Raw genomic sequence first — 14,944 nt, 5'->3', positions numbered from 1 at the left:
AGAGCAATGGAGAATGTGCAAGAACAAACTGAAACGAGTGGACAGACCGTTACGCTGAGCGTACTGGACCGCATTATTCAGGAAGGACGGATGGCTCGTGATGAGCTGCAACAGACCTATGCGCGGGACATGCTGGAAGAGCTGGCGACGCAAATCCTCGATGAAGGAATGGCGATCGGAAGCGACACTGTGGCGATGATCAACCACCGTATTGCGCAGATCGATGAGCTTATCAGCGCCCAGTTGAATGAGGTGTTGCATCATCCGGATACCCAGAAGCTGGAGTCTTCCTGGCGTGGGTTGCATCAGTTTGTAATGAACACCGAAACCAGTACGCGATTGAAGTTACGACTGCTGAATGTCTCGCGCAAAGAGTTGCAGGACGATCTGGAAAAAGCGGTTGAGTTCGATCAGAGCACGCTGTTCAAAAAGCTGTACGAAGATGAGTACGGCACCTTTGGTGGCAATCCCTATAGTGTGCTGGTGGGGGATTTTGAGTTTGGCCGTCATCCGCAGGACGTGGCGCTGCTGGAGAAAATATCTCAGGTTGCGGCGGCCGCTCATGCGCCGTTTATTGCCGCTGCCAGCCCGCGCTTGTTTGATATGGGATCGTTCGCTGAGCTGAGCGTGCCACGCGATCTGGCGAAGATCTTCGAAAGCACCGAGATGATCAAATGGCGAGCTTTCCGTGAAAGCGACGACTCGCGCTATGTCTCGCTGGTGCTGCCGCACGTTTTACAGCGTCTGCCCTACGGGCCGGATACGGTGCCGGTAGACGGGGTAAACTTTATCGAGGACGTTAACGGCCTGGATGCCAGCAAATACCTGTGGGGGAATGCCGCCTGGGTACTGGCCAATCGCATTACCGAGGCGTTTGCTTTATATGGCTGGTGCGCGGCGATTCGTGGCGCAGAAGGTGGCGGACTGGTGGAAGGCCTCCCGGCGCATACTTTCTCCACGCCATCCGGTGATATCAGTCTGCGCTGTCCGACGGAGGTAGCCATTACCGATCGCCGTGAAAAAGAGTTGAACGATCTTGGGTTCATCGCGCTGTGTCATAAAAAGAATACGAATACCGCCGCGTTTTTTGGCGGGCAAACCACCAACCAGGCAAAAATCTACAACACGCCTGAAGCCAACGCTAATGCGCGGATCTCGGCGATGCTGCCGTACGTCCTTGCCGCCTCCCGCTTTGCGCACTACCTGAAAGTCATTATGCGCGACAAAGTCGGCAGTTTTTTGAGTCGCGAAGATGTTGAGCGATTCCTCAATAACTGGATTGCCAGTTACGTGCTACTCAGCGACACAGCACCGCAGGAGATCAAGGCGCAATATCCGTTGCGCGAAGCACGGATAGACGTACTGGATGTTCCCGGCAAACCTGGTGTCTATCGCGCGGTGGTATTCCTGCGCCCTCATTTCCAACTGGAAGAATTGACCACATCTATCCGCCTGGTGGCGGAATTGCCACCGCCTGTATCGGCTTAATTACATAAGGGAAGATTCTATGGATGCTATTTTTTTAAAGATTGATCCGATCAAAGGTGACAGCAACGTTGATGGATATGTAGACCAAATTGAAATTATGTCCTTCAGCCATAATGTTGCGATGCAGGTTACTAATGATGTGAGTAACACCAACCGTACGTCTGGTCGGGCGCATGTGGGGGAGATGTCACTGACCAAATTTGTCGATATTTCCACTCCTGAACTTAATCTTTACTGTTGTTCCGGGAAAATGATTACGCAGGCTGTTTTAACGCTATGTCGCAATGATGGCGATTCGGTGCTGCCGTTTATTGTCTATACCCTCGACAACGTATTGATTTCACATATCAGCGTCAGCGGCGGCTCGGGCGGTAAACCTGTTGAAACGCTATCCCTCAACTTCAGCAAAATTAAATGGGAATTGAAGGCCCAAAAATTAGAAGGGGCGGAGAAAGGTGCGGCGGCGTCGACCTGGGATATGGCGATGAATAAAAATGGTGGTTGATGATGAAATCATCCATCCCGGTTGCATTGTTCGACAGACTGATGGATGAAGGTGTTACGCCGCGCGAGTCGGTGTGCCGGGAGCTGAGGCGATTGTTCAACTCCCGCGCTCCTGCGGATGATGACGCGTTGCCGCTGCTGCTTGCCTGGGGCGTCCCGGAATGGCATGGACTGAACGCGGGCGATGAACGAGTGCTTAGCTGGTATTGTCGCCGGCTACGCGCAGCCATTTTACGCAACGAGCCGCGGATCCAGGCGCTAACTATCAGTGTGAAGGATGCGCATCATCAGACGCTGGCGCTACGCATTGAAGCGATGCTGTGGAACGATGACGACCCGTTGACGCTGAGTCTGGCGTATCAAAACGGCAGTTGGCAATAACCCGCGAAAGGGGGAGATCAATGGACGATCGATTGCTGGAAAATTATCTGCAGGAATTGCGATGGTTGCGAAAAGCCAGCGGGGAGTTCGCCCATCGGCACCCGCACGTAGCCTCTCGTCTGCGGCTGAGCGAATTTGATTGCCCGGATCCGCATGTTGAACGGCTTTTAGAAGGCTTCGCTCTGCAAAGCGCCAGACTGCATCAGCGCCTTGACGACGGCTTCGGCGAGCTGTGCGAATCGCTACTGGAGCAGCTTTCTCCCCATGCAATACGACCGTTTCCTTCCTCTGCTACCGCCAGTTTTACTGCGGATCCGCTGGCAGGCGATTTGAGTCGGGGTTACGCCCTTCCAGCCGGAACGCCGCTTTACGCGCTAACGGAAAGCGGCGAGACGGTCTGGTGGCGTACCGCGCTGGCGCAAACGCTGTGGCCTATTGAGATTGAAGATGTTAGCTGGTGTGATGCGGCCCTGGCCCGGCAGTTAACCGGGCTGATGCGGGCGCGCGGCGCGTTGCGGATTCAGCTACGTTGCCTGCCGCCACATCAGTTTTCAACGTTGGCGGTAACACAGTTGCGCATTCATCTCAGCGGCTCGCCGCAAATCAACGCCACGCTGTTTGATTTGTTGTACGCCCATGTCATCGGGCCGCTGCGCCCATATCCCATTGGCCTGCTGAATGCCGAAAAGATTTTGCCCTGCGAACCGGGCGTAGAGTCCAGCGTGCTGGCGCTCAGTGCCTGGATGAACTGTCCGCAGGCGCTGATGTATTTTGATTTGCCGCTGCCGCCGACGAAGGATGGCGATGGCATGACCTTGTGCATTCCTTTCGATCGCGCTCCGCCGGGGGCACAGCATATTCACTCGGGTGATATTCGTCTGGGCTGTGTGCCAATCGTTAACCTTTTCACCCGGACCTCTGAGCCGCTGATCGCCGGGCATACCCGCAGCGAGCATCGGCTAGTGGCCGATCATCACGATCACCATGTCCAGATCTACCGTGTACAGACGCTGTGGATGAGCCGCCGTGAGGAGGCCTGGCGCGTGCCTGCATATTACTCGGCCCGCGGGCATAGCGAGTCCCTCTGGTTCTGGCATGCGCGGCGCAACCCCCAGCAGGGCAATGCGCTGTGGTTAACCCTGGTGGACAGCCGCTTCGACCCGTTTGCTCCGGACGAAGAGACAAGCCTGACGGCGACGCTCTGGTGCAGTAACGGTGAGAAGGCTGCACAGCTTTGTGCGGGAACGCCTCTGACCTTTGAAGTCCCTGGTCCGGTCGCGCAGGTGCATTTATTGGGAACGCCGACCACGCCTTCTGCGCCCGCCTTGCAGCGAGATGCGCGTTGGAAACTGCTTTCTTCGCTGGCGCTCAATCACCTTTCATTGACCGAGGGAGAGAGGGCTCTGGACTCGCTCAAAGAGCTGTTGGCGCTGTATGCCCCTTCCTCTGCGTCACCCGCCGTCTGGCAACAGATAAATGGCATCCGCGAGATGTGTTGCCAGCGGGTTAGCGAGCACCGCGGAGGCGATGCCTGGCGCGGCTGGCATAACGGTATTCGGCTGACGCTGACCCTCGACCCACAGGCATTTACGGGCAACAGTCGGCTGTTGTTTGCGGGGATTGTCGCCCGTTTTCTGGCGCGTAACGCGACCGCTAACTGCTTTGTACGTACGGTATTGCTGGATGAAGGGGAGGAGCTGTCGCTATGGACAGACGTCGAACAGACCGCGCTGATAGCGTAATGGCGCAACTTAAGGGCGAGCCGTGGCGCTTTTCGCTGGAGCAGTGCCTCAGTATTTTACACGCGAGCGGCGACACGCCCGAACTGCGGGGCGAGCTGGGACTGGCGTTTGCGCCTGCGGAACTTGGCGCGCTGAACAACGACGTTCTCCAGGTGCGTAGCCTCGGGCCGGGAGGTGCGGATGGCGTACTGCCCTACGGCTGGCTGGAATGGCTGCAGCAGGCGACGCAGGATAAAAACAGCGCACCGCAAGATTTTATCTTTATGTTTCAACAGCGTTTTATTCAGCATCACTACCGAAGCCTGAGCCTGTATCGGCTGGCTACGCCCTACGCGCGCCGCGAGAACGCGCCGGGGCTGTCGGTGATGCGGGCACTGTGTGGTTTCAGGCTTGATGCTATGGAAAAGCATGAGTCTGCGCAGGTGCAGAGCCTGCTGATGCAATGCGGCAGCCTGACGAATCGCAGGCGTTCTGCGGCTGGATTTGTGGCGCTGGTCGAGGCCGTACTGAACGTCACCGTGCATGTCGAAGAGTTTGTCGGCCGCTGGCAGCCTTTGCCGCAGGCATCCATAAGCCGGACGGGATGTCGGCTGGGGCGCAACAGCGTCGCCGGGCGACGGATTTGGAATCAGCATGCGGCGCTGCGGGTGCACCTGCATGCTGAAAGCCCCACCCGGTGGCGGGCGTTTTTATCCGATGGGCAAGCCTTTCTTCAGCTCAGCAAACTGGGGCAAATCTGGTTTGGCCCAGGGATAACGCTGCAACTGATGATGCGCGGGACGCTAAATCTTGACCACTGCCTGAGTCGCGATACGCCGCCGCGTTTGGGCTATACCGCTCAACTGGCAGGGCGTAAACCCGCCGTGTTTCACTGCCAACAGCAACTTGAGGAGAACAACGCATGGACTTAAAAGAGCTGGTACAACGACTGAATCCGGTTTGCTTTCGTGCGCTGGAGCAGGCCGCCGAACGCAGCCGGGCGCAGGGACACTGGTTTGTTGAGCCGGAGCATCTGCTGCTGGCATTGCTCGATGATGAACACTGTGATCTCGCGTATTGCCTGAGCGGCGCGGCGATTTCCGTCGACACGCTGCGCGAAGAGATCCATAGCGCCCAGGCGCAGTTTAAATCGGGCTGCACGCGGATGCCGGTATTTTCCGTGCAACTGGTGGAATTGCTGGAAGGTGCGGTTTTGTTGGCGGCTTTCCAGCGCCTGTTGAAGGTCCGTTCTGCGTTGTTGCTGCAAGCCTTACTCACCCGAGAACGTCTGCGCACCCAGCTAGCGCAGGGAATGCCGCTGCTGTTGCAGCTTCCGGCGGGGGTGATGGAAAACCAGTGGCAGAGCTGGTGTCGTGGCTCCGTTGAAGAATTAAGCGACACGCATACGGGAGAAAACCCGGAGCGTGAAGGCGGCGTGCTGGATCAATACACCCACGATCTGACCCGTGATGCGCGGGAAGGGCTGATCGATCCGATCATCGGGCGCGACGCGGAGATCCGCCAGTGTATCGACATCCTGCTGCGCCGCAGGCAAAACAACCCGATTCTGGTTGGCGCGCCGGGGGTGGGCAAAACCGCCGTCGCTGAAGGGCTGGCGCGACGCATTGCCGAAGGAAGTGTGCCGCCGCCGCTGCGCGATGTCGCTCTGCTGTCGCTGGATCTCGGCCTGTTGCAGGCGGGCGCGGGCGTGAAAGGTGAATTTGAACAGCGGCTGAAAGGGGTGATCGACGCGGTAAAAAAATCCCCGCAACCGATCATTTTATTTATCGACGAAGCCCACACGCTGATTGGCGCGGGCGGCGCCGAGGGCGGCAGTGACGCCGCCAACCTGCTGAAACCGGCGCTGGCGCGTGGGGAACTGCGCACCATCGCCGCGACCACCTGGCAGGAGTACAAAAAATATTTCGAAAAGGATCCGGCGCTGGATCGGCGTTTTCAGCGTATCCAGATTGAAGAGCCGGACGAGAACAGCGCGGTGGTGATGCTGCGGGCGGTGGCCGACAAGCTCGAGGCACACCACGGCGTGCAGATCCTCGATACCGCCATCCGCGAGGCGGTGCGTCTGTCGCAGCGCTACATCTCCGGGCGCCAACTGCCGGACAAAGCCATCAGCGTGCTCGACACTGCCTGCGCCAGAGTGGCGCTGGCGCAGCATGACGTGCCGCCCCAGCTTGAGGAGATCCGTCAGCAGCAGGCGGCCATCGAAGAAGAGAGTGAACGCCTCAACCGCGAGTTGCTGGTGGGCGTCGATCATCACGACCGACTGTGTGAACTGGAAGCGCTGTCGGAGAAACTGCACATTCAGGCGCGGGAAGTGGAAGGGCGCTGGCAGGATGAGCGTCAGCGGGTCGGTGAACTGCTCGCTGCCCGCCAGCGGATGCTGGATCTCAGTGCGCGGCTGGACGATGACGAGGAACTGGAGCAAGAGCTGGTGGAGTGCGCGGCGCTGATTGGCAAGCTGGAAACCGCCGCTGCCCAACTGCGCGACGAGGTGCCGCTGGTGCCGGATTGTGTCGATCCCGCCACGGTGGCGGCGGTGATCGGCGGCTGGACGGGCATTCCGCTTGGGCAGATGCTCACCGACGAAGCCCACGCTCTGCGTACGCTGGTTGAACGGATGAGTGCTCGGGTAATGGGTCAACAGGCAGCGCTGGAGACCATCGCCCAACGCCTGCGCGCCTATCGCAGCGGCCTGACTGACCCGCAAAAGCCGGTCGGCGTGTTCCTGCTGGTGGGGCCAACCGGCGTGGGCAAAACCGAAACCGCGTATGCGCTGGCCGACGCCCTGTACGGCGGTGAACGCAATCTGATCACTATTAATCTTTCTGAGTACCAGGAGGCGCACACCGTCAGCCAGTTGAAAGGCGCGCCGCCGGGCTATGTGGGCTATGGCAGCGGTGGGGCGTTAACCGAAGCCGTGCGCCGTCGTCCCTATTCGGTGGTGCTGCTCGACGAAATCGAAAAGGCGCACCCGGACGTGCTGGAGGCGTTTTATAACGTTTTCGATAAGGGCGTAATGGAAGACGGCACCGGACTGATTGTCGATTTCAAAAATACGGTGATGCTGGCGACCAGCAACGTCGGCGCGGAATTAATTCTCGACACGCCTGCGGGGGAATTAAACAGCGAGCGGTTCAACGAGGCGCTGCGCGAGGAACTATTAACCCATTTCCGCCCGGCGTTTTTAGCAAGGATGACCACGGTGGCCTATCGCGCACTGGATGAGGAGATATTGAAGGGGATTGTGCTGGCGAAACTGGAGAAATTAGCGCAGCGATATTTCGTGGCGACGGGAGAGAAATTAAATATGGAGTATGGATTGGTAGAAAGGGTAATGGAGAAATGTAAAGGAGTGGGGGCCAGGGATGTTGAGAATCTGGTGGTTGAGGAAGTGATGGAGAGAAAATTACAAGTTATTAATTGAGTCGTATCTATAAAAGGAGAATAATATGTGGTCATTTAAATGGGATGATGGTGATACGAAACTTGCCTTGTTACGAACGAACCCTGAGTTGGCACTCTTACAGTATGTTTTTCTTGTCGATATTGCTGAAGGTGAAATTTTAAATTCAGGGAATTGTAGTGTGACGTGTGTTAAAGTAAAAGATAACATATATAAGTTGATATTAACAAATAGCTCCGGTAGTGATTGGTATTTCCCCTTTGTTACCAATGGATTGGGAGGGGTTGGAAGTTGTGAGGTTCCAATTCCTCAAAAAAATGGAGCGTTGGCCATATCAACAGGAATGAATGGTTGTGCATTACAGGTAAATAAAAATGATAGAAAATTTATCTTTTTTCATGATTCAGATGGGACATCATTAGGTAAAATTACTGTGCAGGGAAAATGCGTCTGTAGAGTGGAATATAGGAATTATGCTGGCCCTTATTATTTTGGTGAAAAATTTTTAAAAGAAAAGAAATTTGGTTGTGGCTATTTTTCATATTATCCTATATGTGTACGCCATGAAGGTAAATGGAAGGTTTTTTATTCTGGGGTATATCACTCCCCAGTTAGTAATAAATATGAAAAATTATTTGATGTTTTTCCATGTAAAATGTCTTTTTATGACAAGTGAATGAATTTAATTATAACCACCTCCGCGCCGTTAACCGGGCAACAGACCATAATGCCATGGTTTTGGCGTAGTAAAAGCATTTTTAATGATGCTTTTAAAAGTACCTTTTGTGGCCTATACTAAAACCTCATTAACGAGGAAACAACCATGCCATTTCACATACTGACCAAAACCGCAGCCAGCATCACCGACCTGAAACGTAACCCGATGGGGACGGTCAACGCCGGGGATGGCGAAGCGGTGGCGATACTGAACCGCAACGAGCCTGCCTTTTATTGCGTGCCGCCTGCGGTTTATGCGTATTTGCTGGAGCAAGCAGAAGACGCCGAACTAAACCGCATTGCTGACGAACGCGAAGGTGGAAAGCGAATAAAGGTATCTTTAAATGATCTGTAATTACGTTATTTTGGATGCAGAACTGCCGGATGGCGGCTTTGCCTTATCCGGCCTACAAAGACTGCACATTCTGTAGGCCCGGTAAGCGTAGCGCCACCGGGCATAACGTACTCGACAAATATAAAAGGAATTTCATATGTCAGATTCCACCATCATCAAGCTTACCTCCCCAACATTAACCGATCTGGTCGCCGCCACCGCGCAGACCGATTCCCGGCTTAACGGCCTGACCACCGCCACCGTCGCCGCCACCACTTCCGCGCCGTTAACCCTCGACAACGCGCTGGCAACGCATCTGACCGCCACCATCAACAACGCCGATTACGACGGGCTGATTGCCGAGGCGCACCAGCTTCCGGCGACCAGCAACGCCGATCGCTATCAGTTTGTGCTGCGCCCATGGCTATGGTGGTTGACGCTCTCCAGCAATAACCGCGTCTTTCAGAACCTCAGCGCGCAGGAGATCGTCGAGAAGGTGTTTAAGGACGCCGGGTTTAGCGACTACAAATTCCAACTGAAAAGCAAACCGGCGAAGCGTGAATACTGCCTGCAATACAACGAAAGCGATTTTAATTTTGTCTCGCGGCTGCTGGAGCAGGAGGGAATTTTCTGGTTCTTTACCCACGCAGCAGGCAAGCACACGCTGGTGCTGGCGGATGATAACAGCGCCTTCCCGCCGATTACTGGCGATAAAAAGGTCAAGTATCAGGCGGCAGCAAGCGGCGCGCGGGAAACCGGCATGATTCGTTCGGCGCAGCTGCGTTTGCAGGCCACCGCGCAGGGGTTCCAGAGCAGCGACTATAACTACGAGCAGCCAAAAGCGGCGCTGTTTGCGCAGGGCGGGGAGAAGAAGGGCGAGATGCAGTATCAGCATCCGGGGCGTTTTAGCGTTAAAGCCGAAGGCGACGCGCTGGCGGCGTGGAAGGTTAACGCCCTGAAGGCGCAGGCCAAACAGCTGGTCGGTGAAAGCGACTGCGCGGCGCTGATGGCCGGGCACTGGTTCACCTTAACCGAGCACGACGACGAAGCATTGAACATCGACTGGCTAATCACTGCTGTCAGCCACGAGTACGACGGCGAGCACTATCGCAACCGCTTTACCGCCATTCCAAAAGCCACGCTATACCGCCCGCAGAGCAGCACGCCAGTACCGTTTATGCATACCCAGACGGCGACGGTGGTTGGCAAGTCGGGAGAAGAGATCTGGACCGATAAGCTTGGTCGGGTGAAGGTGCAGTTCCCGTGGGACAGAGAGGGTAAAAATGACGAAACCAGCTCCTGCTGGCTGCGGGGCGCCACCGTCTGGAGCGGCAACGGCTTTGGCGCGCAGTTTATCCCGCGCATCGGTCAGGAAGTGGTTGTGAGCTTTATCGACGGCGACCCGGATAAACCGCTCATTACCGGCTGTGTGTATAACGGCGCGAATGCGTTGCCTTATGCGCTTCCGGCGAATCAAACCCAGTCCGGGATAAAAACCCACAGTGAAAAAGGTTTTAACGAACTGCGCTTCGACGATAAAAAAGATGCCGAACTGCTGGCGATGCAGGCGCAGAAAGACTTCCTGCTTACGGTGCTCAACGACAGCAAAACGACTATCAGCCATGACGACATTCAGAGCGTCAAAAACGATCGCACGCGCACCGTTGAAGAGGGCAACGAAGCGGTTACCCTAAAAAAAGGCAATCGCACGGTGAAAATCGAAAAAGGCAGCGACACGCTGGAGGTAAAAGAGAAGCGCAGCGTCACGGTGAAGGGCGATCAGGAACACGCCATCGACGGCAACGAGACGCATAAGGTAAAGGGCAACTACACGCTGAACGTCGACGGAAACCTGACGATTAAGGTCAGCGGTACGCTCACCCTGGAGAGCGGCAAAACGTTGGACATCAAGAGCGGAGCGGGCCTTAACGCCAGCGCGGCGACAAGTATGAAGCTGGATGCCACCAACATCGCCAGTGAAGCGAAAGCCTCACTGACGCAAAAAGCCGCGACGATAACGCATGAAGCGAAAGCCACGCTCACCAGCAAAGCCAGCGCCACTCAGACCGTGGATGGCGGCGGGATGCTGGTGATTAAGGGCGGGATGGTGAAGATTAATTGATGAGCGATACGCTGGAGTATCAACAGGATAGCACCCTGCTACGGGCAAATTTTGCAAATGACCAGCTTAACGGTGAAACGCGAATTGAAGAAAACGGACGCCTGCTGGCGGTTTTGCATTATCAGCAGGGTGCGCTGAATGGGATTATGGAGCGCTGGTATCCTAACGGCCAGCTTGCCATGCAGCAGGCGTATCGTGAGGGCAAGCCGGACGGTATTGCTCGTTACTTCTCGGAAAATGGTGAGCTACTGCGAGAAGAGCAGTGGCTTAACGGTCAACTGCACGGCGAATGCCGCAGCTTTTATCCTTCCGGGCAGGTACAGCTACGTGAACAGTGGCAGCAAGGGCTGCGCCACGCCCTCAGCGAACAGTTTTATCCGGGCGGGACGCTTGCCCAGCGTTTATCTTATGAAAAAGGGATAATGAAAGGTGAGGCGCAACGCTGGTTGCCGGATGGGCGCGCCATTGATGCCACGGGTAAAGCGCAGTCGCGAATGAGCAAATGGACGGAGAGGCTGTGAAAAGCCTCTCCAGAGCGCCTCTTAACGCAAATGATGTACCACCTGGTTGTTGCCGCCGCGCCAGATAAGCCCTCTCTTTATGTAAGCAGGGGGCGATATCTCATCTTGTATGCTCAGGCAGGTATAAGTCCTGCACCATTAACAATCATGGGATGCTAAGCTTCATCACTAAAATTTGTTGCAAGAAAAAGCCGCCAGTGACTGAAATTCCGGAGGCTTTTTACTGTCCGAGTGTACGATGACCTCGCTGTTCGGTTTACGTCGCCAGACCGCCATCATTAGTGCATCCGGCTCTCCATTTAAATGTTGGCAAACGCCATTGCCACGTCAGTGTAGCGCGATGTATAGGTGTTTCTGGCTTCCGTCCTCAGATAGGGATTACCTTCTGGTAGACGCCAGCGGAACAGGTTCTTGCCTTGCCCCACCAACCGGTACAGGCATATCGCCGTAACGACTGCGTTTGCGGAAAAGCCTGCGCTTCTGGTGAGTTACTTGGATGAGGAATGTGCGTAAAGTAAATTTACATTCACAAAATCCTGAATAAATCTACAGACAACTCTTTTTTAGCAAAAAAGAGTTTCCTCTTTTCACGCTCACTGACCGGATGTAAGCTCCGTATTGCACAATGCTGTCGTCGACAGCGCCCATGCTTCATGGCCTGAAAGAAGCGCCTGAGGAACTCAGGATGGCAGCCCCTACCGGTGAATACCTCCGCAAACGCCGGCTCGCAGTTGACTGCGACAGAGGTCAAATTTCACACTTATCCTTTTAACTGCCCCAGCCTGCTGGCAATCAGGCTTTCCTGCACCGCATAGCGCATAATGGCTGTGGTGCGCTGCTGTATCCGCGCGGCGGTTTCCAGATTCCCCTTTTTCTCAGCCACCCGCAGCGGGATCAGCAGATCGGCGGTTTTCAAATCGGTGACAGGAAATTTGCCTATGAGCGGGAAAACATGCAGCTCCAGCGAGCGCTGGATTTTTGCAGCGTGGTTTTCTGACCAGCGGATATTTTTTGCCAGCCACTTTCGGGCAACCTCTTCAAAGGTATTGCCGCTTTTTTTCGCCTGTTTCTCCTGTCGCTTTTTCTCACCTGGATCGTCCCCAGCGCTGAGGGTAGCTTTGGCTTCTTCACGTAGCTTACGGGCATTCGCCAGTGAGACAACAGGGTAAGCGCCAAACGCCAGCTTCTTCTCTTTACCGCCAAAACGGTACTTGAGTTGCCAGAGTTTAGAGCCATTGGGTTTAATCAGCAGGTACAGGCCTTGAGCATCGGTAAGCTTGTAAGGTTTATCGAGAGGTTTTGCGTTGCGGATAGCGGTATCGGAGAGTGGCATGGTGGGGCTCCATAGTTTATCGAACCGACAGGCCCCCAATTAAGCCCCCAAAAACTATGGATGTCAAAAGACCCATTGGTATTCAATGATACCATCGGGTCTCTTTAACTTACTGATTTTTATATGTCCTCGGACTTACTGAGACATCCCAAGACAAAAATATGGTGCCCGGACTCGGAATCGAACCAAGGACACGGGGATTTTCAATCCCCTGCTCTACCGACTGAGCTATCCGGGCAACGAGGCGCATTAAAACCGATTCGCTTCGTTTCGTCAACGAAATTTCTTCAATTCAATGCAGACTGCACAATCTATCACCAGATTGCTGGTATTGCACGCATTCTCAGGCAAAAAATGCAGTCCATGCAGCGGAAAGCGGCATTGCCAGTAGCAGAGCAGGAAGCATATTAACGACCGCGAACATTTTGATTCCACAAATGCGTAAGCCGGTTGCCAGCAGCAATAATCCGCCTACAGCGCTAAAATCGGCCATCATTGCAGGCGTTGTCAGCGGCAAAATCAACGCAGCACAGGTGACCAAAGTTAACTGGATTGCCAGCACCGGCACGCAAATGGCTGATACCGCAATACCCAGCGAGCAGGCGAAGATGGCGGCGGTGAAGAAATCGAGAAAAGACTTAGCGATTAAAATATTAGGGTCGCCAGTCATCCCTTCATGCATCGCCCCAAAGATCCCAGTACCGCTGGCGCAAAAAAGCACAATGATTGCTACATAGCTTTGGATAAAAGACTCATGCGTTGCATTTACATCTGATCTGGTGAAAACCTGTTGTGCTTTAGCTACAGCAGCGTTAATCCCTTTTTCCAGATAACAAATCTCGCCGATTAACGCGCCGACCAGCGTTGCCAGAACCATGACTGGCAGATTGGCGCACTTAATTACCAGTAAAATCCCAATACCCAGAGAGGCCAGCCCGAAAATAGAGGTCATTGAGACTCGAATACGTTCTGGTAAATGCTGGCTGAGTAGTGTGCCGAGAACACCGCCACATAAAATGGCGCTGGCATTAATAAAAGGTCCGATTACCACATTCGCTCCTGATTACCCGTTATCGTCTTGATGCTAAAGGCAATGGCCCGGGTGTGTTTATGTTTTCAGATTGCATTATTATGACGCTATCGATCGGAAAAATGGGTGTTTATCTGCAAGATATATGCATAGGATTTTGTCTTGCGCCTGATAGTTAAAGGTGCCAAAATTGCGCGAATTTTCTCCTGTCTGACGGGGCTGCCTGGGATGAATATATTCCCCCTACATCGCCTTCAACATCGCCTTTATGCGCGAAGATTGCCCCTTCCTGCGATATTTTTTCACTCTCCCACTATGCGGTGACGGCAACGCACGCTCACTGCAGGATAACAGTAAAATCAGAGGCTATCTGCTTTTACTGATGTCTGGCGGTCGGGGCTGGTTACCAGTTTGACCTGTCATTTCGTAGGGCGAAGCAATGCAGCTTTGCCCGGGGCTTTTGACTTTCCCGAAACAGGTTTTTGCGCTTATGAAATCAATGAATATTGCCGCCAGTGGTGAACTGGTCTCTCGCCTGTCTACCCATCGTCAGGTGGTGTCGCTGGACAGTACCGATTTTACTGATGTTGCGGCAGTCGTCATTACTGTTGCGGACAGCCGCAGTGGGATCCTTTCGTTGCTTAAACGCACAGGTTTTCATTTGCCCGTGTTTATTTTTTCAGAGACTGATGTGGGTGTACCTGCAGGCGTTGAGGCAATTATTCGCGGTAATGCACAGGACTGGCTGGAGCTTGAGTCCGCAGCCTGTCGTTATGAGGAAGAGCTGTTGCCGCCGTTTTATGACACGTTGACTCAGTATGTTGAAATGGGGAACAGCACCTTTGCCTGCCCGGGACATCAGCATGGCGAGTTTTTCAAGAAGCATCCAGCGGGTCGTCATTTCTACGAGTTTTTTGGCGAAAATCTGTTTCGTGCGGATATGTGCAATGCTGACGTCAAACTGGGCGATCTGCTCATCCATGAAGGGTCGGCCAAACATGCGCAAAAATTTGCCGCTAAAGTTTTCCATGCGGATAAAACCTACTTTGTTCTGAATGGCACATCGGCTGCAAATAAAGTGGTGACTAATGCGTTACTGACGCGTGGCGATCTGGTGCTATTTGACCGTAATAACCACAAGTCGAACCATCATGGTGCTCTGATTCAGGCTGGAGCCACGCCGGTTTATCTGGAGGCGGCACGCAATCCGTTTGGCTTTATTGGTGGTATTGATGAGCACTGTTTTGATGAGGAATATTTGCGCCAGCAGATCCGGGAGGTTGCACCGCAAAAGGCCGAACAGCCGCGCCCGTTCCGTCTGGCAATTATTCAGCTTGGCACGTATGACGGGACGATCTACAACGCCCGG

General features: G+C 54.3%; 12 protein-coding genes, 1 tRNA gene and 3 pseudogenes. 11 read left to right on the top strand and 5 right to left on the bottom strand.

Going from position 1 to position 14,944, the window contains the following annotated elements:
• Positions 1-6 precede the first annotated feature (6 nt).
• From tssC to AACS05_RS19780, 10 genes are all read left to right on the top strand, one after another.
• On the top strand, positions 7-1,488 hold the full coding sequence (tssC, locus tag AACS05_RS19825) for a type VI secretion system contractile sheath large subunit (RefSeq protein WP_045447455.1): 1,482 nt from the start codon (positions 7-9) through the stop codon (positions 1,486-1,488).
• Between the two features lie 19 nt (positions 1,489-1,507).
• The gene (locus tag AACS05_RS19820) at positions 1,508-1,993 is read left to right on the top strand and encodes an Hcp family type VI secretion system effector (protein WP_043018228.1); all 486 of its coding nucleotides are present in this window, start codon (positions 1,508-1,510) and stop codon (positions 1,991-1,993) included.
• Positions 1,993-2,373: a type VI secretion system baseplate subunit TssE gene (tssE, locus tag AACS05_RS19815; protein WP_045447450.1), complete on the top strand. Its 381-nt coding sequence runs from the start codon at positions 1,993-1,995 to the stop codon at positions 2,371-2,373. The genes AACS05_RS19820 and tssE overlap by 1 nt, the downstream gene beginning before the upstream one ends.
• A gap of 20 nt (positions 2,374-2,393) precedes the next feature.
• Positions 2,394-4,115: a type VI secretion system baseplate subunit TssF gene (gene tssF, locus AACS05_RS19810; RefSeq protein WP_045447447.1), complete on the top strand. Its 1,722-nt coding sequence runs from the start codon at positions 2,394-2,396 to the stop codon at positions 4,113-4,115.
• On the top strand, positions 4,079-5,026 hold the full coding sequence (gene tssG / locus AACS05_RS19805; RefSeq protein WP_045447444.1) for a type VI secretion system baseplate subunit TssG: 948 nt from the start codon (positions 4,079-4,081) through the stop codon (positions 5,024-5,026). Before tssF ends, tssG begins: the two co-directional genes overlap by 37 nt.
• Positions 5,017-7,539: a type VI secretion system ATPase TssH gene (gene tssH / locus AACS05_RS19800; RefSeq protein WP_045447441.1), complete on the top strand. Its 2,523-nt coding sequence runs from the start codon at positions 5,017-5,019 to the stop codon at positions 7,537-7,539. Before tssG ends, tssH begins: the two co-directional genes overlap by 10 nt.
• 25 nt (positions 7,540-7,564) lie before the next feature.
• Positions 7,565-8,194 (top strand): hypothetical protein, encoded by a 630-nt coding sequence (locus tag AACS05_RS19795; RefSeq protein WP_045447438.1) that lies wholly within the window; start codon positions 7,565-7,567, stop codon positions 8,192-8,194.
• A gap of 147 nt (positions 8,195-8,341) precedes the next feature.
• Positions 8,342-8,590, top strand: a complete 249-nt coding sequence (locus tag AACS05_RS19790) for a type II toxin-antitoxin system Phd/YefM family antitoxin (RefSeq protein ID WP_045447435.1) — start codon at positions 8,342-8,344, stop codon at positions 8,588-8,590.
• Between the two features lie 136 nt (positions 8,591-8,726).
• Entirely contained in the window at positions 8,727-10,691 is a 1,965-nt protein-coding gene (locus AACS05_RS19785; protein WP_052369294.1) for a type VI secretion system Vgr family protein, read from the top strand.
• Positions 10,691-11,212 (top strand): toxin-antitoxin system YwqK family antitoxin, encoded by a 522-nt coding sequence (locus AACS05_RS19780; RefSeq protein WP_045447432.1) that lies wholly within the window; start codon positions 10,691-10,693, stop codon positions 11,210-11,212. The genes AACS05_RS19785 and AACS05_RS19780 overlap by 1 nt, the downstream gene beginning before the upstream one ends.
• Before the next feature lie 173 nt (positions 11,213-11,385).
• Here AACS05_RS19780 and AACS05_RS25030 read toward each other — a convergent pair.
• The 5 genes and pseudogenes from AACS05_RS25030 to AACS05_RS19760 form a co-directional block, all read right to left on the bottom strand.
• Positions 11,386-11,500: pseudogene (locus AACS05_RS25030) on the bottom strand (IS3 family transposase); the annotation flags it as partial.
• 11 nt (positions 11,501-11,511) lie between these two features.
• Positions 11,512-11,649 (bottom strand): annotated as a pseudogene (locus tag AACS05_RS19775) (reverse transcriptase); the annotation flags it as partial.
• A gap of 347 nt (positions 11,650-11,996) precedes the next feature.
• A pseudogene (locus AACS05_RS19770) lies at positions 11,997-12,545 on the bottom strand (tyrosine-type recombinase/integrase); the annotation flags it as partial.
• A gap of 162 nt (positions 12,546-12,707) precedes the next feature.
• Positions 12,708-12,783: transfer RNA gene (locus AACS05_RS19765), tRNA-Phe, on the bottom strand.
• A 105-nt stretch (positions 12,784-12,888) separates the two neighbouring features.
• Positions 12,889-13,596 carry a DUF554 domain-containing protein gene (locus AACS05_RS19760; RefSeq protein WP_045447429.1) on the bottom strand — a complete coding sequence of 236 codons (708 nt, stop codon included), beginning with the start codon at positions 13,594-13,596 and terminating at the stop codon, positions 12,889-12,891.
• Between the two features lie 469 nt (positions 13,597-14,065).
• Here AACS05_RS19760 and AACS05_RS19755 point away from each other — a divergent pair.
• On the top strand, positions 14,066-14,944 hold an 879-nt coding region (locus AACS05_RS19755; RefSeq protein ID WP_045447426.1), incomplete at its 3' end, for an Orn/Lys/Arg decarboxylase N-terminal domain-containing protein.

It is taken from the genome of Citrobacter sp. S-77 (genome assembly GCF_963864895.1).
Lineage (GTDB): Bacteria > Pseudomonadota > Gammaproteobacteria > Enterobacterales > Enterobacteriaceae > Citrobacter > Citrobacter murliniae.
The sequence above is the reverse complement of the archived record's forward strand: the minus strand, read 5'-3'. Positions and strand labels throughout refer to the sequence as shown.

What these genes read in the sequence shown, in the direction of transcription:
- tssC (WP_045447455.1), top strand. Translation starts at nt 7, where the DNA reads ATGGAGAATGTGCAAGAACAAACTGAAACGAGTGGACAGACCGTTACG.
- AACS05_RS19820 (WP_043018228.1), top strand. Translation starts at nt 1,508, where the DNA reads ATGGATGCTATTTTTTTAAAGATTGATCCGATCAAAGGTGACAGCAAC.
- tssE (WP_045447450.1), top strand. Translation starts at nt 1,993, where the DNA reads ATGATGAAATCATCCATCCCGGTTGCATTGTTCGACAGACTGATGGAT.
- tssF (WP_045447447.1), top strand. Translation starts at nt 2,394, where the DNA reads ATGGACGATCGATTGCTGGAAAATTATCTGCAGGAATTGCGATGGTTG.
- tssG (WP_045447444.1), top strand. Translation starts at nt 4,079, where the DNA reads ATGGACAGACGTCGAACAGACCGCGCTGATAGCGTAATGGCGCAACTT.
- tssH (WP_045447441.1), top strand. Translation starts at nt 5,017, where the DNA reads ATGGACTTAAAAGAGCTGGTACAACGACTGAATCCGGTTTGCTTTCGT.
- AACS05_RS19795 (WP_045447438.1), top strand. Translation starts at nt 7,565, where the DNA reads ATGTGGTCATTTAAATGGGATGATGGTGATACGAAACTTGCCTTGTTA.
- AACS05_RS19790 (WP_045447435.1), top strand. Translation starts at nt 8,342, where the DNA reads ATGCCATTTCACATACTGACCAAAACCGCAGCCAGCATCACCGACCTG.
- AACS05_RS19785 (WP_052369294.1), top strand. Translation starts at nt 8,727, where the DNA reads ATGTCAGATTCCACCATCATCAAGCTTACCTCCCCAACATTAACCGAT.
- AACS05_RS19780 (WP_045447432.1), top strand. Translation starts at nt 10,691, where the DNA reads ATGAGCGATACGCTGGAGTATCAACAGGATAGCACCCTGCTACGGGCA.